Raw genomic sequence first — 20,374 nt, 5'->3', positions numbered from 1 at the left:
TCTGGTTCATGCCAACAGAACGCAACTTATTGATTTTACATGTAATATTAAAAAAAGAAGCGGCGTGGCGGTCAATAGAATAACGCCGCTGCCGTCGCTAAGACTTCATCCATGATCGTTGACGGCAATGTGTCCACCTTGCGAGCATTGCGAGCGGACAAATCGAGGGCGCGGGGTTGATCGCAGCGGATAACGCCAGTGGTCTTGATGCCGCTGATCGGCACGGCGAAACCGACGCGGCGGACAAAGCCGCCGCCGTTGGTGATGGGCAGGATTACAGGGCATCGCGTCAACCGATTGAAGGCTTCCGGCGACACGATCAGCACTGGCCGACGACCGCGTTGCTCATGCCCCGCTGTGGGTTCCAGATCAACCAGGTAAATATCGCCGCGCTTCATCAAATCAGCTCTTTTCCGACTGCCGGGGCGTAGATCCATTCGCGTTCTTCCGCTGGCAGCGGGTATATGCCAGAGGCTTCGGCTTCGGCCAGCAATTCGGCCAGGTTGTAGCGCGGGCGCGGCTGGGGATCGACTATCAGGCGTCCATCGGCCACGGCAACGCCGACCGTAGCTCCTGCCTGCAAGTGCAGCAGGTCGAGGATTGCCGGAGGGACGGCCAACATGACCGATCCGCCCACCTTGCGGAGATTGGTTGTGTGCATGGGATTCTCCCTTCGTGAAGATTATACCTAAATATAATACCTGCGCCGTTCTCCTGCAAGGCAATGGGGTTGGGAGCAATGAAAACGGGCAAACGCCACACTCACGACCTGCATACTTGCGTCAGGATGGGCCACTTGATGCATACTGGTCTGCGAAACCCGCTTGTTGGCAGTCTTGCTGACCGCGTAAGTCTTGCGGACGGAAGACAGGCTGGGATTCCTGGACGGGCATCGCCACCGGCGCGGGTGCGGGCAATACCTGTTCCAGCATCAGTTGCACCGTTTCCCGGCCCTGCCAGCGGTTCACCTGCAACCGATATTGGGCGCGCACTCGAAAACCCACCGGAGGCGGTTCCTGCGCGACTTCCCGGCCATTCAGGAAATGCACGGCGTCGATAGTCCGGGGAGCACCCATGCCATCGGCCAGTTGCAATTGCAACTTCCAGTGCCCATTTTTGATAGGCTTGCTGAACATCACCACAAAATCATTTTCAAAAAGCGGCTCCGGGAACCCCTGCCCCCAAGGGCCTGCCTGTTCAATGGCTCGGGCCATATCCAGGGTCAATTCCGCCGCCTGCAAAGGCCCATCACACCACACGGCTTTTTTGAATTGTCCGCCCGGGATCTGTTCCATGGATATGGCGTTGATGCTGCGCCGGAACTCCTCGAAACGTGTCTTGGGCAGCGACAATCCCGCCGCCATCGCATGTCCGCCGAAACGGTTCAACAGTCCGGGGTTGCGACTTTCCACCAGCGCCAGGGCATCGCGCAGATGCCAGCCGTCCATCGACCGGCCCGAACCTTGCGCCGTCTGTCCGACATCTCCCGTGGATGTGAACACAAAAGCCGGACGTTGATAACGTTCCTTGAGCTTGCTGGCCACAATGCCTACTACCCCGCTATGCCAGCCGTCATTGCCGACGCAAATCACCGGATCGCCCGTATCGCGCAGATTTTCGGTGATCTGCATCGCCTCCTGCTCGATGTGCGCCTGTACTTCCTTCCGTTGCGCATTGACGGTTTCCAGAAAGCGGGACCAGGACTCAATGGCCTGGGCATCACGGCTCAACAACAGGCGAATGCCCGTTTGCATGTCGGCCAGGCGTCCCGCCGCATTCAACCGGGGGCCCAGCCGGAACGCAAAATCCTGTTCCCGGATCTGGGCCAGTTCCAGACCGGCGAAGGCGACAATCCCCGAAAGCCCCGGATTGATCTTTCCGGCACGGATGCGGCGCAGGCCATTGGCCACCAGTACCCGGTTGTTGCGCTCCAGGGGGACGAGATCCGCCACCGTCGCCAACGCTACCAGATCCAGTGTTTCTTCCAGGGTTTCTTTCCCGATCCACGCCGGATGGGTCAGGTGCATCGCCCATAAAAAATACCATGCCACCCCCGCGCCGCAGGTGGATTTCCACGGAAACGGACATCCCGGCTGATTGGGATCGATGATGACATCCGCCGGTGGTCTGGTGGATGCCGGTAAATGATGGTCGGTCACAATGACTGCCATGCCACGCGCTTTCGCCGCCACAATCCCCGCATGGGCCGAGATGCCATTGTCCACCGTGATGACCAGCCGGGTGTCCGGCGCAATGCGGTCCGCTACCGATTCTGACAGGCCATAACCTTCCGTCAGGCGGTTGGGCACGATGCTGGTTACAGGCAATACGCTTTCCAGCCCTTTGCGCAAAATCGCGGTAGCGCAGGCGCCATCCACGTCGTAGTCCCCCACGATGGTCACCGGCCATTGCTGCGCTATGGCCGTAGCCATCACTTGCATGGCATCGCTCATGCCCAGAAACCCTTGTGGCCCCAATGGCGGGGAAAGCGTCGATAGTGACAGGGTATCTTCGGGATCAGCGCCACGCGCCAACAGTAACCGACGAATCAGGGCGGGAGTAGTCTGTATCATCCAGTTTTTCCTTTCGCAATGTTCCTGATATTCAGGTGCCGCAAAGCGCAAGGGCTTCACCCTGAAAGGGATTTCACCCTGAAAGGTGACACGCCTATCGCTCGATGCGGCGTTTCTTCCGGATCGTCACGGGAACATCCTTTGCAGGTTCCCTGCGCTCTTGATGGGTTTCACCCTGCAAGGGATTCGCACCCTGCAAGGGTTTCGCGGGGATGGGTTTCTCCGGCATGTCCAGATCCCTGGGATACCAGAATGGCGTCTGTGCGGCTTCCGGTGAACCGGGTGATGCGGTTGAAACAGATCGGGCGGGGACTTTTTTATGCGGCCTTTCCTGCACCTGGTCAGGCCCTGTCAGTACGCTATTATGGCCCACCAAGGGTTTCCCGCGCAGGCCATACTGGGGGGCCATCAAGCGTTGCTGTGCTTCCTTATGATTCAATGTTCATCCTCTGATTTGCTGTTGGTTCATGCCGTAGGGGTATCTCCAGCACGGTCAAATTCCCGGTATCATAGGCGCCGGTGTCCACAAAGATATGTCCAGCATGGCAGGCCACTTCCGGGACGATGGTGTGCCCGCAATAGACCGGCAAGGCTTGCACCCTGCGAAGGGCTTTCCGCCTGAAAGACCGTTCCTGGGCATTCTGGAGCATTCGCTTCCCCAGCTTGGCCAGCTCCGCGTCACTATGAACGGCAGCGCGCACCGCGATCTGGATATTCCGCCCCCACAACAGATGATCCAGCCAATCCCCTTCCCCGTCATAGCCGAGAATGAAATGGAACGCTTCCCGACATGCCGCTGCATCCATGGTCTGCGGGGCTTCCTCGCCTGAACCATACAGATCCACCGTTTCGGCATGAACCACCTGAAACTGACCATCGACTTCCAAAATAAAGGGCAGAGACTCCAGCAACGGCAAATGGTCTGCCGCACGATGGTAGCGCTTCGCCCACTGCCAGCCTTTGCCATAGGTGAAGTTTCCCGCGTAATCCCGTTGCCGCCGGGGATACCATCCCACACTTTCCAGACCTTGTTGTTCCCGTAACCAGGCCATGAGCATGGCGTCATGGTTGCCCATGACCGCATGAAACCAGGGTTCCATCAGCAGATCGAGACAACCCTCGCTATCCGGACCACGGTCCACCAGATCACCCACACTGAACAGGCGGTCCCGTGCCACATCAAAGTCCTGCCGGACCAGTTCCGCATCCAGCAGCGCCTTGCAACCATGCAGATCACCGACCACAAAGTCGCGGCCTTGCGTGTTGACGGGCAATGTTTTTCGATAGGGGTTTTTCCCAAACATTACTGTGCCGCCGCCCAATCCTTGTTGAACTGTGCCTGCAATTTGCCGATGTCCGACCCATTCAGCAGCAGCCCCAATTCCCGATTGACTTCCAGGCTGGTTCGGTCCAGATTTTCACTTCCGATATACGCAAGCCTTTGAGAAAGCACAAGTTTTGCGTGGAGGTAAATAGGCTTCACGGGTAACAAACGCACCTGTACCCCATGCTCCCGCAAAAAGGCCACGTCGCGCTGATCGGTCACATTGATATTCGCTGGCAGAATCACCCGCGCCAAACGTCCCTTGGCCGCAATCGCGTCCAGCGTCGGGCGATACGGCCCGATTTCTTCATCTTCAATGCAGATTGGCCCTGGCTGATGGATGACCTGCAATATCTGGTTGACCGACGTACCCGGCGAGAGGACCAGAACCCGATGCGTCCATGCGGGCGCATGGCGGTTGTTCCAGTCCGCATTGAAAACGGCATTCGCGGCACGAACAATCGTCGCGTTGCGGGTAATATACATATAGTTTCTGGCGTCATGGAAATCCGACCAAGAAAAATTCGGGTTTCCTATTTCTGCCTCATGGCCAGTCGCTAGATATTTGGCATGGAGGAAAGCATAGTGATCCCCATGGCTGGTAAAGCGGTATGGCGCGAGCTTCAGACTGGCTCCGGTCGCTTCGATCTCTTTTTCTTCCTTGCGGACCTGCCAGGGACGCATCCCGTAGGGCTTCCCTTCGATGATGACCCGGACATCCACACCCCGCGCATGGGCGGCTTTGAGAGCGCGGAGAATGGGACGGTCAGTCATGTAGTAAACACCGACACTGACCTCGTGGCGGGACTGGTTGATGATATTCACGATAGGGGCTACCCCGGCTTGGGGTTCGATGTAAAGTGGCATTACAACCCCCCCAGATAACCGTGGGCACCCATATCCTGCTGCATGGTCGTTTGGCAGCAGGGACAAGTGGCCGTGATGTTTTCAGTGTGTTCTCCGAATCCAAACATGATGTTTCTCCTTTTCGGGTCATAACAGGCACGCTTACGCTATGCTGCTCTATGGTGATCTTGGCGATTGCCAGGATCCGTCATTCTTTCTTGCTGACACCGACGATGATGGTCGGGCGGGAGCGTGGGGAATAGCTTCCAGGGCGCATGTAGGGCATGGGTTCGCCTTTGTACTCGGTGTGTTGATGGGTCCAGCAGCCGATGTCCGGTTTTTCATGCCGTCGATAACGTATGGGCTTTTTCCCTTGGGTTTCGACCAGTCCCTTCGTGCTCAGATTCCCCAAAGCTGTCTGAACATTGCGTGGTCGAATATGCAGTTTGTCCGCAATTTCCTGGGCGGTTTGCCAGGAATCATCAAGGGCGTCTTTTACTGCCGCAATAATTTCTATACCGAAATCTGACATCATTTCCACCAATCCTTGTCGAAAGGCAAACACATGATCACATGGGCCACATCCATTACGGCAGCGATATAGCCATCCCAGTAGTTCGGACAATCCTTGAGCTTTTGTTTATCCATGGTGTTTCCTTTCACGTAATGCTTTCCACGTCCGCGTCGGGCTGGCAAACCGCCCGCGACGATCTTTCCAATGGTCGAAATAGGTGTAAGTCGCCACGAACGGCCCCTCACAAAACAGACACCCATGCAGCGGATGACCGGCGTGTATTTTTGGCTCTTTATCCTGCCAATAGCCGGGTACATCGCCGATCTCCAAATCATCCAGTGACACCTGATAATGAAGGCGCATATGCGCGTCCACCCGTTTTTTAAGTGCATCCATATCCGTGTCCCATTGGCTGTCCCAGATGGTTGTTGTCATTCGTCGAAGCATCCTTCGATCTTCCAGATCCCGGAATATCCATGTTTTGCCAGCGTTGCTGGAATATCGACACAGCACAGGCATAGATGCTGTTGGATGTCTCTTTGACTATACCCACACGACACATCAGGCATCAGATCAGCCGTCCCCAACACGTCCATCAGGTCTCCCTGGATCTCGCAGCGAACACCATCCAAAATAACGACATCGCACATATCACCCTCCTGGTGCCGACAGTTCCGCCCATCGCGCCTCCAGCAGGCGGACATAATCTTTGGCCGAGCAAGTACCCTTATACAATCCCAACGCCCAACCATCATTCACTTCGATAAGCTGCGTCCGTCTGTCCTCCGCCGATACGCCCACATCCAGCCCGTATCCAGCGGGCGCGCCGTGCTGTTGGTAACGATCCACCATTTCTGCCACACGGGATTCGTCCACCTCCGGCGCATCATCGGGTCCATCGTCGTAGCGCCCGCGTCCCAGGATCACCCCCTGACAAACGTAATATCTCCACTCCGCCGCGAAGCGGTGCTTCGGCATCACCCAGACTATCGTGTCGTGTTGCCACTCTGGCCGATCGAGCTTGGTGCGCCAGGGCTTGATGTGCAGCTTCCGCGCATGCCGGACCATACCCCAGGCCAGCAGAAACGGCTTGTCCACCAGATATCCATACAGGCATTCCGGATAGTCGATAGGTGCAGGCTCACGTATCCCCTGATGCGACATGGCCGCCCGGTAAAACTCGACCGAGCCGACCGGCATCCAGCCGGAACCCGGCAGGTCATAAATCTGGTCGATGGCAGCAGACTGAACAGGATCGTCTGCCCAGGTTTTTGCGGCGAATGTTTCTGCCGGATAATTGTTGCGTTGCGTGACGATCATGTGGTTTTCCTTTTTAACAGCTTCCGTCACAAGGACTTGATCCGCAAGTCTCACAAACCACCGGCGACCAACAGCAACCGCGCACCGCTTGCCCATCCACGGTCGGCTCCCCACAATCAGGGCGCTCGCCGTCCGGGGTTTCCCCGTCTTTTCCCAAATCCCAACCTTCACAACACATGAAAACCTCTCAGTGGATTACCCTGCACAATGCCAGTCCGAAGAAAGACAGTTTTCCAGATACATTCTCTGAACATCTTGCGACACAGCCATGAACGCCGCGTAATCTGTGATAACTATTTCAATATGTCGTTTTTTTTGTTCCTGCATTAAATCACGCAGAGCATCATCTGATATGTGCAACCCATCATTCACCACATCAATAGCATCCATACTGTTGACGACAACAATCATCGGATGATCATACTGAAGAGATACTGAGGCTTGCAGTATAGATGTTAACATCAACCTATAAATGCTTTTGTCATCATAATAAGAGCCAGATTGACTTAAATGACAACGTAGCCACAATGATTGCACATCATGCAACAGGAATTTTCCGATTCCTTCATACGGTTGTTCCTGAATAATTCCTCGATCTTTCAGTATGCTGGTCAAATCATTTTCATCACCCAACAGCAGCAATGGCGAACCCGCTTCCATGCGGCGTTGAATCTTGTCAGCAAGCTCCTGGGCCATGTCCCGGCTGTTTTCAGCCATAGACAAAGGATAAAAAGGTGGTTTGCGTTCTTCTCCAACCATGATTTTATCGGGTGAAACCCGCATCGATTCTTGGACTCGTATCATAGGGTTCGCACTCATGCCGTAACGGGAATGACCAAGGATGACATCATGTTCGGTCACATCTTTCCCATCTTTCCAACAAATGGTCTTTTCCATAACTACACTCCTTTTTGTATCATGTGAACTTCGTACGTGTTAGGTCCAACTTGCCGGACCACAGCCGGGCCAGTCACGGTTTTCATCGGGATGCGCGGTATAACCACCATTTTATGTGGAGATGCTTTGATCTCCGCTTTTGCTTTCTGCCATGCTGATTTTTCGGCGGCTGTCGCTACCGGGAACCTCAATAATACCCGTGCCCTGGGAAAAGGCAGGCTATTCACGGTTGGTGGCGTTGGCACTTTTTCGGATGGCGGGTATATCACATCCCATATCAACGACAAGCCGACGCTCAAGCCGAGAAACGCTGCCACCTTTGTCCATTGCCATTACCTGTCCGTCATACGATGGCGAATGGAAAGCAGTTTTCCGGAAAGGGGCGCGATCACTGGAGAGACAAATTGTTGAATCCTCGCTCCGTATTTCTGACGCACAAGAAAAAAGCCATCAACCATCATAGAGATCAACATCAGAACGATGCCCACAATGAACAGGATGCCGAAAACCTTGACCATAAACTGAGAATCAAGTCCAAAAAGTTGCTCGGCATCCACAAGCTGGGCAGTAACATGCGATGATAGCAATAGCGAAAGCATAGCCAGCATCAGTACGGCCATCCAAGGCGCAAGAAACAGTTGCAGATATTTTGCTATACGTTTCACTTTTTACCCTCACCTACTTCAACGAACAAACCACACCCTTAACGAAACCCTTTGCCGAAACCCGTTGTCTCTCCATCCCGATATTTTATCCACGTCTGGAAAATCCATTCCGGCACCGACAGCCCCGTCCAGATCGCCATGAGGCCCACAAGCCATGTGCCTTTGTCGAAGGGAATATGCATCTGTATGTCCACATATCGGGTTATCACCGTCCCGATCACGACAAAGAGGAGTATTTTCACCAGAATGAGGGATATTGCTTTTAACCGATTCATGAAACCTCCTGATAATTTTTTGCTGGCACATGTGACTTATCCGAAATCACCACCTCTTTCCATGTGCCACTCGAATACACGCGAAACCGTCTGATTCGGATAACATGCCCATTCGTCCCATTCATCGGAACACGTTTGAGATCACGCTGTTTCTTCCGTATCCAGCAAGACACCAGATAAACGCAACTCGTCCCAATCAGAATGACCAGGAGAGAGGCGGCAAATCCCATCTTGCGACACTACCCTGGGACCGTCCGCAGAGGCGACCAACGTCGAAACGCCCAAACTCTGGCTGCCAGGTTCACGACCAAACCAAAAACGTGGCGATTCTCTGCCCTGACGCGCATCTTCCGCAATGGCCGGATCAAAATCGGGATGATGCTCGATGTGATAAAGCACCGCCACGGTATTCTCTCCGGATGCCCCAATTTCATAATGGGCCAATTCCGTCAATGCCTGCTGGACTTTCAACAAGTCTTCCATATCATCAGGCTTGCGAATCACGACGGTTATTACGTCATCCATAACATTTCTCCTTTGATGTATCCCGTAAATCATTACTTAGGCGATGGTCGCCGCTTCAATGCCGGAAAAAAGACTCAGGTAGCGCATTTTTTCAACCGGTTCAACCCGGAGAAATCGCCATACACTGCGGGTTTCGGATGGCTTTCAAAAGACGTAAAAGAGGCAAAAAACGCCTTTACCGCTTCCGCCAGCCCGTCATGCACATGCACCCCGTCCACCGGTTCCCCGTTCCCGCCATGCGCCCCGTCAATCCGGGCAATGTACGGCACATGCGCATACCGCGCTTCCAGACAATGCGGCCAGCAGTCGTCCGCATAAAACATCGGGCGAATCGCTTTCAGAAAAACCGATTTTTCCGGCTTGGCGTCATGCCCGGAAAAACCGTTTTGTGAGGGATGAAACACCAGTGCTTGTCCAAACAGCTTTTCCAGTTGCCGTTCACGGTACGGAATCGCATGATCCGGGACGCTGCTGATGACATGCACTTCATGCCCCATATCCAGCAGCATTTTGATCGTATCTACGGCCCCCGGCATGGGTTGAACATGTTCCCACAGGCCCAGGGCGTTAAACGCGGCCCAGATTCTGTGATATTCCCGATTCGTCAGCGCATACCGAGCAGACAAGTCGTATTTCAGGGGACGAATCAGCGGCAATGCCCGATTTAGCACATCCTCACCCACGGTTCGCCATGTGGCGTCGAAGTTAAAAAGCACCTGATCGGCGTCTGTGGCAAATTTCATCCGATTGTGCGGGAAACCCCGGCGTTCAGGCTTGCAGCCTGCAAGGCCGGGAAGGGATAGCGCGGCGGTCAACGACCGCCCCATTTCCGCATCTCCTTTTGTCGATGCTATCTTGGTCCACATATATCCATAGCCATCCGTCCGCTGAATCAGCGTGCAGAAACGGTGATGGATGCCTTGTACCAGTCCGGTAACGGACTGGATATTGAAACTGCCGCTGGCGCGTATGGCGACGCGGCCCAGATATATACCCGCCTTCTTGCCGGTTGTGACGATGGCCTTGACCATATCCCCGGTCTGGAAGCCGAACGCGCTCTTGCTCCGGGTGAGATACCCACGCGGAAAACCGTGTTTCGTCAAGCGCGTGCGTTGGTAGCTGCCCCGCCCTGTGGCCTTGATGGTCAGCACCGGCTGCCGCCAGTCCTGAATGTCATCCACCCGGCCTGTGCAAATGGCGTCCAGACTGTGCGTTTTGGGAATATTCAGGCGCTTGCGGTTCCACTTCGTCCTGCCGCCGGTTCCGACTTCAACCGGGAGATGGGTTTCTTTCAATCGTTCCCAGAGCGCCCAACGGGTGCTGTTGACGGCGGCGGCATCCTTGAGGGGTGCCTTGCGGACGGCCTCGATCCGCGCCAGACGCTGCGGGTCTTTCGCCAGAAAGTCCCGCACGTCCTGATGGTTCTTGCGCTGATTGCAGGGGAAGCAGGCCAGGGTGAGATTGCTCACCCGGTCACTGCCGCCTTTGCTTTTGGGGTGAATATGGTCGATGGTGAGGGCCGTGTGTTCCGCATCGCAGTAGGCACACTTGCGACCCCACTTCTCCAGCAGATACTCGCGAACCTCATAGCCCTGGAGTTCGCCCTGCTGGTACTCCGCGCCGCTGATCTCCGGGTTCTGCAAGGCCTGGGTATCGAAGCGGTGGAGCATCGTCGAGAGGCTGGCGACGGGAGTCCAGCGCAGCAAGCGTTGTACCCAGGTCATGACGGTATCCACACGATGCTGAAGACTGGGCGCGAGCCAGCCATCGGGTTTGGTGCGGTTGTCGAAGCGTGCCGGACGATGGCGAAGCTGATTCCGCCGCCGTCTGCGAAAAGCCCGGCGACTGGTCAGCTTGTCCCGGATGGCATGGCCCCGGTGCTGCAATTCCAGCAGCATCAGAACCACACGGGCTTTAATCACTTCTCCCGTTGCCGGGTCCACGTTCTCCGCTTCGCGGGTCACTGCCAACCCTGTAGCTTTGCTGCCGGGCGTGATGGATACCCGCAGTTCCTGCAGGACGGAATCTTCCCGCAAGCGGTCCACCAGACGAATGGTGAAGGGCACCATGCGATGCACCCGCGCCCGACCCCGCTCCAACAGTATCCGTGCCCGTTTCTCCGAGCACGGCATCAGCGGTTTGTGCCTTTTGTCCAAAACAAATACAGCCATTTGCTTCTCCTTAAAACGTATCCTTACGGATACTGGTTACGCCCTATTCAGGATTGCTCCCTGCAAGGGTCTCCCCTCGGGGCTGTGTGATACCGGCTCCCGCTGTTGCCAGCGGCGGCGGACACCTTCGGCGTTTTCCCTTTCGCCAGCATGATGCCTGCCTTGCAGAGCCTGGAACTGAGGAAGCATTCCAGGGTGCGTCTGACCGACCCGTATCCCACGTCTGCACATTACCGCTTGTGCCCCCTGGTCAACCCAGCCTGCGTACTGCCTTGCAAGCTCCGCCCTTCAGGACGGGGTAGTTGACTATTTATTTGTGACCGCACGATGCTGGATGCTGCGTTGAATCGCTTCTGTCAATATCTTCTTTCGCACAAAAACATGATGCAGGAATTTAATCGTTTCATATTCGTCATCCAGCTTCTCCCAAAGCTGATGGACTTTTTTCAACGATGATTCCCATTCTTTTTTCAGTGCTGCTTCCGGTAAGGTTATCCATTCCATGACTTCAATCTCCTTTTATTGATCAGACATATAAACTACTTTCCAGCACACATGACCTGCAGCCCAAATACCGACCTTGTCCACCATCAGCAAAACCGCTAAAATCAGTTTTTTTATGCGGTCGCGTTTTTCCCGACACTCGTCGCCATTGCATGATTATTCTGTATCCCTCAGCGGTTTTATGGCTTCCTGCATTTTTTCCGCATCATCCGTGTCAGCGGGACGCTCTACATATTTTTTCAGGACTTCGCGGCCCAGGCGCTCCAGCTCCGCGCCCTGCTCTTCCGTGACTCCGCGTGTGCGGACCACATCCAGCGCCCCCAGTATCTGCAGGAAACTCAGCCCGAAATAGGACTCGCCGGGCAGCGCCTTGGTAAACGCCTTGCGCAGTTCGGTTTTCGAGGCCGGAATGCCCAACTTCAAAGCCTCTTTTTTGGCCGTCAGGGCCTGAATCTGCGCTTCAATCTTTTCCAGTTCCGTCATGGGTGCTCTCCTTATTTCAAAAATCAAACAGGTTTTTAAAAATGTCCTTTTCACGCCCTGGTTCCGATGAAATTTTCACCGCTGCATCCTTTGGTGCCGCAACCCGCGTTTCGTCCGGCCACCCATCCGGCATCGCCTCATCCGTCGCGCATTCCAGGCAATAACCATTGGCAATAAGCGTTGAAATCTCCACCGCAAACGCCGCGCCGTAGCGGTTGGCCAGTGTCAGCACATCGCCATCCACGGCGATCACCGCATAGCGTTTTTCTCCGCGAACCATCTGCATGTCGGGCTCTTTTCAGGCTGGTGACTCAGCCATGACAGCCGCAAAGTGGCTTATTACCTGCCAGACAAGCAATATACTAATTCTTACTTATTATACTGTCAACACCCTGCTAATCCCAACTTTCTGGCGCTATCCTGCGGAAAAGGCGGCAGAAAGCGTCAAAACTTCACCACTAACCAACTTGCCAAATAGCATCGACCAGATTAGAATACGCACATGGAGAAACGAACCCCACATTGCCGGTTGGCGGTCGTCAGGGACTTGGTAAAAGCGGACAAAGTGCGCACCACGCACGCGGCGCGCACCGGCGCCAATGAGCTGGGACTGGCTTTCTCCGACATGCTGGACGTGATGATGGCGCTCACGCCAGCGGACTTTTACAAGAGCATGACCACCCATGCCGATCACACGGTATGGCAGGACGTATACCGCCCCAGCACGCAGGCGGGTGACGTGTACCTGAAATTGACAGTTATTGATGACGTGCTGATCGTGTCTTTCAAGGAGTTATGACGATGAAATGTCCGGTTTGCGGCGCGGCGGAACTGATCCACGATACCCGAGACCTGCCCTACACCTATAAGGGCGAAACTACCATCATTGCGGCAGTGACGGGCGATTTTTGCCCGGCCTGTGCCGAATCCATTCTGGACGCGGCGGAATCCAACCGCGTTATGCTCGAGATGCGCGCATTCTCCAGGCAGGTGAACGCGGCCATCGTCGATCCAGATTTCATCGCGGACGTACGCAAAAAACTCAACCTGGATCAGCGTGAAGCTGCGGAAATCTTCGGCGGCGGCATCAATGCCTTTTCTCGCTATGAAAACGGCAAGACCAAACCACCGCTCGCTCTGGTCAAGTTGTTCAAGTTACTGGATCATCACCCCGATTTGCTCAACGAAGTGAGAACCGCCTGATCGACTGATCCTGTCAACGAGGGAAAATCGTGTGCGCCTCGATGGCCACTGCCACGATTCTGTCCTGGTCATCCATGTTTCTCGGAGGCCATGACTCTTTGGTCGCCCCCATCAGGATTTTCTGATCCCCTTCTACGCGCAGCATCCGGATCAACCAGGAAATGGTTTGCCCGTCTTTTTCCTTTCGATAGACCAACACGATATTCTGATCCTTGGGCGTGATCATCGGATCAAACGCCACCCAGGAATCCTTTGCAATCATCGGCTCCATGCTGTCATTGTCCATCCTGAAGAAAAATGCACGGGTGTCGCAAGGCGTGGATACCACGCGCCACTGAACATCCGGATTGCGGATCGCCCATAAAATCTGGCCCACAAAATCATTGGGTTGTATCGCCTCCAGGCAGGGTAACGGAAATCCGTGAATTTTTGGCCGCATACCATGATCGAAATCCAGATCCGGCAGACGCACCGCGCGGGCAGTTCGTGCGGCCCCGCCCCTGGCCGTTTCCAGCACGGAAATATCCACCTGATAGATCCGGGCCAGTGCCGGCAACCGGGCCAACCCCGGCGGATTCCCTTCAAGACGTTCCCATTGCGCTACCGCTTCTTGCCGGATACCCAGCTTATTCGCTACTTCCGATTGCGGCAACCCGGCATCTTCCCGTAACTGCTTCATCAATTGCCACATCGTGTTGCGCGGCTTGTTGCGGTTTTTTCGCGCCTCGATCTGCGTCATACCCTCTCCATACCGTCGTGATCTACTGATTGTACTCCGGATGTTTCCCCAGCGCATTGACACCGCCGCGCAATTATGCTAATCGTTACTTATACAGCGCAACGGAGCACAGCATGTACGATCATCTCCCGGCCATCGTCCGGAAATTTGGCATCCTGACCATCGCAGACGCCATCAACGTGACGCCATCAGCGGTCAGCCAATGGCGCAAAGTGCCGTTGAGCCGGGTGGTGTTGCTGGCCGAGACGCTACGGATCACACCCAACGAAATTCGTCCCGATCTCTTCCCCAAGGGCACCACCGTCGCCGAAGCCGCCCAATATCAACTGCAGCACGATCCGCGCAGCCGTACCGCATTAACTCGCCTGTTCCGCCAAAAAATCAAAAGAGAAAAAGTGACCATTCGACGGGGGGAATGGCAGGCCGCCAAAACCCTGGCGCAGGCATGCGCAGCAATGAACCCATGCCGATGTTCTTGCGGCACCAAAAATTCTGGTGCCATAAAACGGCGAACGAATAGCACTGATAGCACTAATGAGTAATGACATCACCAGAAATTTTTTACGGCACCAATAGATCATCGACCCAAAAGGAGAATCTTGTGCAGCCTGAATTCAATCCACAAATCAGCCCAGCTCCACAACACCATGCCGGGACGCAGCCCCATGCCGGGGTGCAAGCCTTGCAGGCGGCATCCGCTCTTCGCAGGGAGCAGCCCCCTCGCAGGCCGCAAGCACCACGCATCCGCGTCGTGGCCCGCCCCAACCCGTTCGGCGGCAATCTTGTTTTCTGGGCTGTTCTGGACGAGGTCGACCCCGGCAATATGCTCATCCTGACCAACGGGACCCGCGACTGGCCCGCCCGGGTACTGGAGGTCACCGACACCATCATCACCGCCCGCGATAACCAACGCACGTATCAGTTTGCCCGACGCGGTCCCCGCGCCGGACACATCGCCGGACATTAAGCCATGCAGGCTGCAAGCCTTGCAGACGGCATGTCCTGCAGACGGCATGTCTTGCAGACCGCAGGACATGCCAACCTTGCCGACTGCAGGTCTGCGGCACCAAGAATAACAACGCCAAAAAGTTTGCGGCACCAATGGTGAGTATGCCGAAAGAAGTTTGCGGCACCAAGGAATCAGGAACAGAAAAAAGAGGATCCCAGATGACCATTATCAATATGACCGGCATCCACTTCGCTCGAACCGGACTCGAGCCGCATCTCTCCGCCCGCAGCCCGGAGGACTGGTTCCGCATGGCCTGCGAAATCGCCATCCGTTTCGGTGCGCGCATTCGCCCCGAATCCCACGGCGGCGTCCGTTGCGATTTTCGTGAGGATTCCCCCTCTTTGGTCATCTGGTCCAATGGCTACTGGTACGATCACCGGGATCAAAAACGGGGTGGCACCGTGGATCTGGTTCAGCATCTGCAGGAATCCCGGGGTCTGATCCCCACCGAACAAGGCGAGCTTACGGACGAGGAATGGCAGGTGCTCTCCGCCCAGCGCGGCGGCGCACGCTCCCGCTCCAGCCTCACTCCCGCCCGCGCAGAATGGCAGTGGGCGCAACTCATGCACGGCAAAGATTCCACCCGGGACCTGGGTATTTTCCAGAAAAAAACAACCGCAAACAAAGTATTGCAACCCACCGTGGCATGGCCCGCTCCCGATGATCCTCATGGTGCCTTTGTGTCTTCCCCGCCCGATCCGCGATGCGTCGGCAAAGAACAACTGGAGACCACCCGCGAATATTTCCGGTTGCGCAAGCTCTCCACCCAATGGTTCCAGCCCGGCATCATCGGTACACGACCTCTACAGGATACCGAGCAGGAACGCGAACAGCAGGACAAAGGCGCGGATTTCCTGTTCGCCAACCCTTACTGGCCATTCGCCCATTTTTTCCCTCTGGGGTTGCGTACCCATACCACGCTCGATACCGACCGCATCAGCGGGATGCAGCGGACATTCCTGAGCCATCCCCAGGATGATTATCATCCGGCCAAAAAAACCGGACGCGCCATGTCGGGACCCGCAGGCATGACCCAAATCACCGTGCCTCTGGACCCGCAAGGTTGCCGTGTCGAGACCATAGCCAAACTCACCAGCACCGGCGAGCGGCGGGTTTTTTACGCCGAAGGACTGGAAACCGGACTTTCCGTAACCCAGCAATCTGGCGGACTGCTCAACGTCCTCTGGTCCACCGCCGGGTACAAAAACCTCACGGAAACCATCCTGGATCTCGACGGTAAAGTCATGGATCAGGTGGCATCCGAGGAAATCCACATCCTGCTGGTGGATCGTGACCCCAGCCAGGCCGGCGAAAAGGCCGCCGCCTATCTGGCCCACACCCTGAGACGTATTGGTCGACAGGTGCTCTATCTCCTGCCACCTCCGCCAGACGGCGATCCCGACTGGTGCGGGGATTGGAATGATGTGCTCATCGAGGGCCGCATGGATGCCGCACTCCAGGCCGCCATCCGTGACGCCGATGAAAACCTGCAAAAAGCGCCTCTTTACTGGCCTGAAGACGATCCTGCCAGCGACGGTCCCATCCGGCCCATCCCGGTCCAGTCACGCGATGTTCTTCAGGATACTCATGCCGCCCGCTGTCAGATCGACATGCGAGAATACCATCGCAAACACACCCCGGACGACGATTTGCAGGGCGTCCATGTCAATGTGGACACCACCGGCCTGGGCAAAACCCGTCTGCTGTCCCATCTGCCTGCCCCGGAAAACCGGCAGGATCATCTACTCATCGCCACCCCGCAGCGACGCGATGCCACCCGCATCATCCAGGACCATCGCACCCGGGATGACAGCTATTATCAGCGCAATAGCCGGACCAATGTCATCGCTGACGAGGACACGATCAAAAACATGATCGCAGATCGACTGGATGCATCCACTGCTCCCATCGTCTGGACCCGCGACGCCCACTATGTGGCTCATGCCGACACCCTCCAGAAAGACATGGCCGAAAATACGCTGCCCTCCTGCTACCGGACAGTGCTGGAGGGCGGTGTGCAGATGGATCTGGCAGGCGCCTTAAGCCAGCAAAACGGCGAATTGCACCCGGACATCCTCACTCACCAGAAACATGGCTGCAACAAGGAGTGCGCCGTCTGCCCTCACGGACGTGTAGCGCAGATTCTGGTGCGTGCCGAGCAAAAACCCGACGAAGCCGACGAAATCCTCAGCGAACTGGATAATCCGGTCAAAAATCTGGGTCCCTATCGCTGCGCCGGCACCGAAAATAAAGTGCAAAAAGCGACACTCAGCCAGTTCCTGCCCTGCCCCATGCAGCTCAACCGCTTATTGAGCTATCAGGAAAAAGCCGTCTGCACCACTACCGCCTTGGCGCAGCACGACAAGCGGCTGTTCGCGCAGGCCACCGAAATACGGCAGGACGAAATGCCTCTATTGATGGATAGTCAGGAACTCAACTGGAAAATTTTCCAGGAAGCGAAAGCAGCCACCGATTACTGGATCAAGGATCTGCAATTTCGTCTGAGCCAAACCCCCAGTGACACCCCCGAAAATATCAAGATACGAAAATCACTGACGCAATCCATTGCGTCCATGCAAAAAGTCATCCTGTTCTACCGGTTTTTGTTCGATCATTTTTTGAATGTGATGGACGATGACAAGCGCATGACACCGGAACAATTCACGGCATTCATCAACACCAAAAAAGTGTATCGCCGGTTCGTCAAACCCTTTTTAAAATCCATCAAAGCCCAAAAAATCCAGCACGAAGCGCTGTTCGAGCAGCCCTATTATCCGTCGCCAGAATCCCACCGGAAAATCGTGCCCACAGTCTTTGTCAAACATCTGGCAGAAGCCCTGCAACACGGCAGCGTTTTTTTCCTGGAAGGCTTTTCCATAGCCGATCGAAAAATTTTGCTCTATTTCCCCACCGAAATCGGTGAGGAACTCAAACTCAGCTTCGCCGGCGAATGCAAAAAACGCATCGAAATCTACACCGCCACCCCGGACCTCGTGCTCGTCGAAATGAGTAAAAAAGTCAACGAAAATTTTGCCGAGGACAACGTGCATCTGGTCTGGCGTCCCATAAACCATACCAAAACCGCTTTTCGCACCAAGCCGATCAACGCCCTGAAAAGCGCACAGAACGTGCTCAAAGATTACTGGGATCAGGGTCTGAAAGTCGCCATGCTCGTCGCCAAGGACATGGCCCCGGCCATGCAGGAGTGGGCAAAAAAATATCGGCCGGGATACGAACACCTCATCGGCTGGATCGGCAAACATCACGTCGCGCATAACGATTGGGCCGATTGCGACGGACTGGTGATCTGGTCATTGGATCTACCCCCCATCCAGGTGCTGGTGCGGGATTACCTCGCCACCCGGCGCATCTTTGGCAGGGAGAACTGGTCAGACCTCGACGAGTTTGAAAATCATTGGGAAAGCAGCCGCATGGCGCATGTACCTCTCCCATATCTGGGGCAGGAAGTCCTTTCCCGCGTCTATGCCAATCCCGATTTTTATCGTTTCGTGCGCTGGCGCGTGTCGCAAATCGTCACCCAGGCCAGTGGGCGACTGCGCGGCGTCAACAACCCTGCCGGCTCAGCCCGCCAAAAATTCTGCGACGTTTATTCCGAGATCCCGCCCATCGACGGTCTGTTCGGGACTTACATCGATGATGTGATCCTCACCTCGTTCCTGACGCCCGAAAAGCTCCACCAGCAGGCCGTTGAACGGTTGGCCAACCTCATCAGCCGGTATCACATTTCCTTGCATGAGTTTGGGGTCGATGATGCCGAGGACGCCAAACAACAGGCCGAATTGCTGGAGGCATCTCCAAAGAGAACCGTGCGCATGAGTATCCGAACCCTGCAAAAAACCGCAAAAGACAACGGACTGCCGGGATTCCAGTCCGAAAATCTGCGCGAGGCTCTGGAACTGCTGAAACAATCCCGTCCCGATGTACTGGATTACAAAATCCAGACCGGCAAGCCTACCGAAATCATTGTTCGCGATCAGCCATTCCTGGCACCGGATCGTCCCGACGATGGCCAGAAAAAAGATGTGGTCTTCGACCTGCTCCGTGACCTCATCCAGCAGCGCAAGGATAACGGCGGCGGTGAGATTCGGTTCAGTGCCCGCGACCTCTACCAGACACTGAATCCCGGACTCTCCAAAGCAGACCAGTTCCAGCGCGAAGTGACCAATGGCGAATATCAGTTGATCGACATACCCGCGCTCTACGCCCGGTTGCAACAAGCTTTCCCGGAACTCGTCATCGAGGAGCGCATTGCCGATGACCGGCCCGATCCCTGGACCTACATCCGGTACAACCCGGACAGTTCCAAAGTGCCTTCCGCAGGAGATTTGCCCTCCGCAGGAGTGCCTTCCGCAGGAGATTTGCTCTCCGCAGGGCTGCCGTCCGCAGGACCAGGACAGGGAGAGCAGTTATCCACAGGACCAGCTTCTTCAGGGGAAGCGCATTGCATTGATTCTGCGGAAGATTCAGGTGTTGGCAGGGGATATAATAATAATACCCCGGGCCAACAGTCAGCCGCTGTCCCTGATCCTGATTCACCCACCCGGACGATGCGCAATCCGGACGTGATCACCCTCGACATCATGGGATCGTACGTCCGGGGCTTTGTTGGTGTGATGGATGCACCGGGATCTCTGCCTGGCGATCCCGATCCCGCCCGCGTCTTCCCGGCTTTCGTGCCCAGGGATTACCTGCAGCGCCTCCTGCAACTTGAGGGTCAGTGGCATCGCGCAGGCGGCGGTGAGATCACCACCGAAATTCTGCAAGCCTTCGAGCATCGCATCGGCCTCGACTACCGCAAGGGATGGGTCCATTGGTTCACCAAGAGTCTGATTCAGCAGCAATCTTGGCCCAATGCCCGCGCCGGATTCCACCCCTACCCAGATCACCCCGTCATCGAAACACTGGCGGTACTTACGCATCACGTCGATAGCTATCTCACTCTGCAACACCCCGAGTGCCTGTCGGTGATCCCGGCACTGGATGATGCCGAAACATCTCTCGCAGAGCGGCTGGCCGAAGATCCCTTGCTGCAGGCATTGCTCGACGACTGGCGTGACCATCCCCGCATCCCGCGACTCGATCTGCGCAAACCTCTGCATATCACCTCCACCGAATTTCGGGGGCACCATGCCAAAAACAGCGGCTAATGTCTTACAGACTGTAAGTCTTGCAGACGGCATGTCCTGCAGACGGCATGGGTTGCAAGGCTTGCCCCACATGGAAACCTTCAGCGGGCGGGGGCCGACAGGGGCAAAGGCGCGCAGCGCCGACGCCCCTGCCCCGTCCGCTACCCGTCCGCAGGATT

24 protein-coding genes are annotated in these 20,374 nt (G+C 55.7%); 5 read left to right on the top strand and 19 right to left on the bottom strand.

Translation table 11 applies throughout. The features are described from left to right. Positions 1–71 precede the first annotated feature (71 nt). The 18 genes from ACJU26_RS05430 to ACJU26_RS05345 form a co-directional block, all read right to left on the bottom strand. On the bottom strand, positions 72–398 hold the full coding sequence (locus ACJU26_RS05430) for a type II toxin-antitoxin system PemK/MazF family toxin (protein WP_414041504.1): 327 nt from the start codon (positions 396–398) through the stop codon (positions 72–74). After that, positions 398–661 (bottom strand): antitoxin, encoded by a 264-nt coding sequence (locus ACJU26_RS05425; protein WP_414041503.1) that lies wholly within the window; start codon positions 659–661, stop codon positions 398–400. The genes ACJU26_RS05430 and ACJU26_RS05425 overlap by 1 nt, the downstream gene beginning before the upstream one ends. A 121-nt stretch (positions 662–782) precedes the next feature. Next, positions 783–2,573 carry a single-stranded-DNA-specific exonuclease RecJ gene (recJ, locus tag ACJU26_RS05420; protein WP_414041502.1) on the bottom strand — a complete coding sequence of 597 codons (1,791 nt, stop codon included), beginning with the start codon at positions 2,571–2,573 and terminating at the stop codon, positions 783–785. A gap of 94 nt (positions 2,574–2,667) precedes the next feature. Continuing rightward, on the bottom strand, positions 2,668–3,012 hold the full coding sequence (locus tag ACJU26_RS05415; RefSeq protein WP_414041501.1) for a hypothetical protein: 345 nt from the start codon (positions 3,010–3,012) through the stop codon (positions 2,668–2,670). Then, entirely contained in the window at positions 3,002–3,877 is an 876-nt protein-coding gene (locus ACJU26_RS05410; RefSeq protein ID WP_414041500.1) for a metallophosphoesterase, read from the bottom strand. Before ACJU26_RS05410 ends, ACJU26_RS05415 begins: the two co-directional genes overlap by 11 nt. After that, positions 3,877–4,764 carry a phospholipase D-like domain-containing protein gene (locus ACJU26_RS05405; protein WP_414041499.1) on the bottom strand — a complete coding sequence of 296 codons (888 nt, stop codon included), beginning with the start codon at positions 4,762–4,764 and terminating at the stop codon, positions 3,877–3,879. The genes ACJU26_RS05410 and ACJU26_RS05405 overlap by 1 nt, the downstream gene beginning before the upstream one ends. A 187-nt stretch (positions 4,765–4,951) precedes the next feature. Continuing rightward, positions 4,952–5,278 carry a helix-turn-helix domain-containing protein gene (locus tag ACJU26_RS05400; protein WP_414041498.1) on the bottom strand — a complete coding sequence of 109 codons (327 nt, stop codon included), beginning with the start codon at positions 5,276–5,278 and terminating at the stop codon, positions 4,952–4,954. 105 nt (positions 5,279–5,383) lie between these two features. Next, a complete protein-coding gene (locus tag ACJU26_RS05395) occupies positions 5,384–5,692 on the bottom strand; it encodes a hypothetical protein (protein WP_414041497.1) in 309 nt (102 codons plus the stop codon). After that, positions 5,689–5,907, bottom strand: a complete 219-nt coding sequence (locus ACJU26_RS05390) for a hypothetical protein (RefSeq protein ID WP_414041496.1) — start codon at positions 5,905–5,907, stop codon at positions 5,689–5,691. The genes ACJU26_RS05395 and ACJU26_RS05390 overlap by 4 nt, the downstream gene beginning before the upstream one ends. Before the next feature lies 1 nt (position 5,908). Continuing rightward, positions 5,909–6,577, bottom strand: a complete 669-nt coding sequence (locus ACJU26_RS05385) for an ATP-grasp domain-containing protein (RefSeq protein ID WP_414041495.1) — start codon at positions 6,575–6,577, stop codon at positions 5,909–5,911. Positions 6,578–6,772: 195 nt separating this feature from the next. Next, positions 6,773–7,474, bottom strand: a complete 702-nt coding sequence (locus tag ACJU26_RS05380; protein WP_414041494.1) for a hypothetical protein — start codon at positions 7,472–7,474, stop codon at positions 6,773–6,775. A gap of 332 nt (positions 7,475–7,806) precedes the next feature. Further along, complete coding sequence (locus tag ACJU26_RS05375; protein ID WP_414041493.1) at positions 7,807–8,139, bottom strand: hypothetical protein; 333 nt, start codon at positions 8,137–8,139, stop codon at positions 7,807–7,809. Between the two features lie 38 nt (positions 8,140–8,177). Continuing rightward, the gene (locus tag ACJU26_RS05370; protein WP_414041492.1) at positions 8,178–8,414 is read right to left on the bottom strand and encodes a hypothetical protein; all 237 of its coding nucleotides are present in this window, start codon (positions 8,412–8,414) and stop codon (positions 8,178–8,180) included. Between the two features lie 141 nt (positions 8,415–8,555). Next, positions 8,556–8,939 carry a hypothetical protein gene (locus tag ACJU26_RS05365; RefSeq protein WP_414041491.1) on the bottom strand — a complete coding sequence of 128 codons (384 nt, stop codon included), beginning with the start codon at positions 8,937–8,939 and terminating at the stop codon, positions 8,556–8,558. Between the two features lie 74 nt (positions 8,940–9,013). Beyond that, a complete protein-coding gene (gene iscB / locus ACJU26_RS05360; protein ID WP_414041490.1) occupies positions 9,014–11,110 on the bottom strand; it encodes an RNA-guided endonuclease IscB in 2,097 nt (698 codons plus the stop codon). Positions 11,111–11,416: 306 nt separating this feature from the next. Then, positions 11,417–11,614: a hypothetical protein gene (locus ACJU26_RS05355; protein ID WP_414041489.1), complete on the bottom strand. Its 198-nt coding sequence runs from the start codon at positions 11,612–11,614 to the stop codon at positions 11,417–11,419. Between the two features lie 156 nt (positions 11,615–11,770). Next, on the bottom strand, positions 11,771–12,097 hold the full coding sequence (locus ACJU26_RS05350) for a hypothetical protein (RefSeq protein ID WP_414041488.1): 327 nt from the start codon (positions 12,095–12,097) through the stop codon (positions 11,771–11,773). A 16-nt stretch (positions 12,098–12,113) separates the two neighbouring features. After that, on the bottom strand, positions 12,114–12,383 hold the full coding sequence (locus ACJU26_RS05345) for a hypothetical protein (protein WP_414041487.1): 270 nt from the start codon (positions 12,381–12,383) through the stop codon (positions 12,114–12,116). A 216-nt stretch (positions 12,384–12,599) separates the two neighbouring features. Between ACJU26_RS05345 and ACJU26_RS05340 the strand changes: the two genes are divergently transcribed. Both ACJU26_RS05340 and ACJU26_RS05335 read left to right on the top strand, forming a co-directional pair. After that, entirely contained in the window at positions 12,600–12,896 is a 297-nt protein-coding gene (locus ACJU26_RS05340) for a type II toxin-antitoxin system MqsR family toxin (RefSeq protein WP_414041486.1), read from the top strand. Between the two features lie 2 nt (positions 12,897–12,898). Then, positions 12,899–13,300 carry a type II toxin-antitoxin system MqsA family antitoxin gene (locus tag ACJU26_RS05335; RefSeq protein ID WP_414041485.1) on the top strand — a complete coding sequence of 134 codons (402 nt, stop codon included), beginning with the start codon at positions 12,899–12,901 and terminating at the stop codon, positions 13,298–13,300. Between the two features lie 13 nt (positions 13,301–13,313). On the opposite strand, the gene ACJU26_RS05330 is transcribed toward ACJU26_RS05335, so the two are convergent. Next, positions 13,314–14,039, bottom strand: a complete 726-nt coding sequence (locus ACJU26_RS05330) for a helix-turn-helix domain-containing protein (protein WP_414041484.1) — start codon at positions 14,037–14,039, stop codon at positions 13,314–13,316. 113 nt (positions 14,040–14,152) lie between these two features. Here ACJU26_RS05330 and ACJU26_RS05325 point away from each other — a divergent pair, with 113 nt between their 5' ends. The 3 genes from ACJU26_RS05325 to ACJU26_RS05315 all read left to right on the top strand — a co-directional run bounded on the left by ACJU26_RS05325 (position 14,153) and on the right by ACJU26_RS05315 (position 20,216). Then, positions 14,153–14,581, top strand: coding sequence for a hypothetical protein (locus ACJU26_RS05325; RefSeq protein ID WP_414041483.1), 429 nt, complete (start codon positions 14,153–14,155; stop codon positions 14,579–14,581). 59 nt (positions 14,582–14,640) lie between these two features. Continuing rightward, positions 14,641–15,006 carry a hypothetical protein gene (locus ACJU26_RS05320; protein WP_414041482.1) on the top strand — a complete coding sequence of 122 codons (366 nt, stop codon included), beginning with the start codon at positions 14,641–14,643 and terminating at the stop codon, positions 15,004–15,006. A gap of 200 nt (positions 15,007–15,206) precedes the next feature. Then, entirely contained in the window at positions 15,207–20,216 is a 5,010-nt protein-coding gene (locus tag ACJU26_RS05315; RefSeq protein ID WP_414041481.1) for a toprim domain-containing protein, read from the top strand. Positions 20,217–20,374 lie beyond the last annotated feature (158 nt).

The organism is Acidithiobacillus sp. M4-SHS-6, from assembly GCF_047421495.1.
Lineage (GTDB): Bacteria > Pseudomonadota > Gammaproteobacteria > Acidithiobacillales > Acidithiobacillaceae > Acidithiobacillus.
This window is presented reverse-complemented; position numbering and strand designations above follow the sequence as displayed.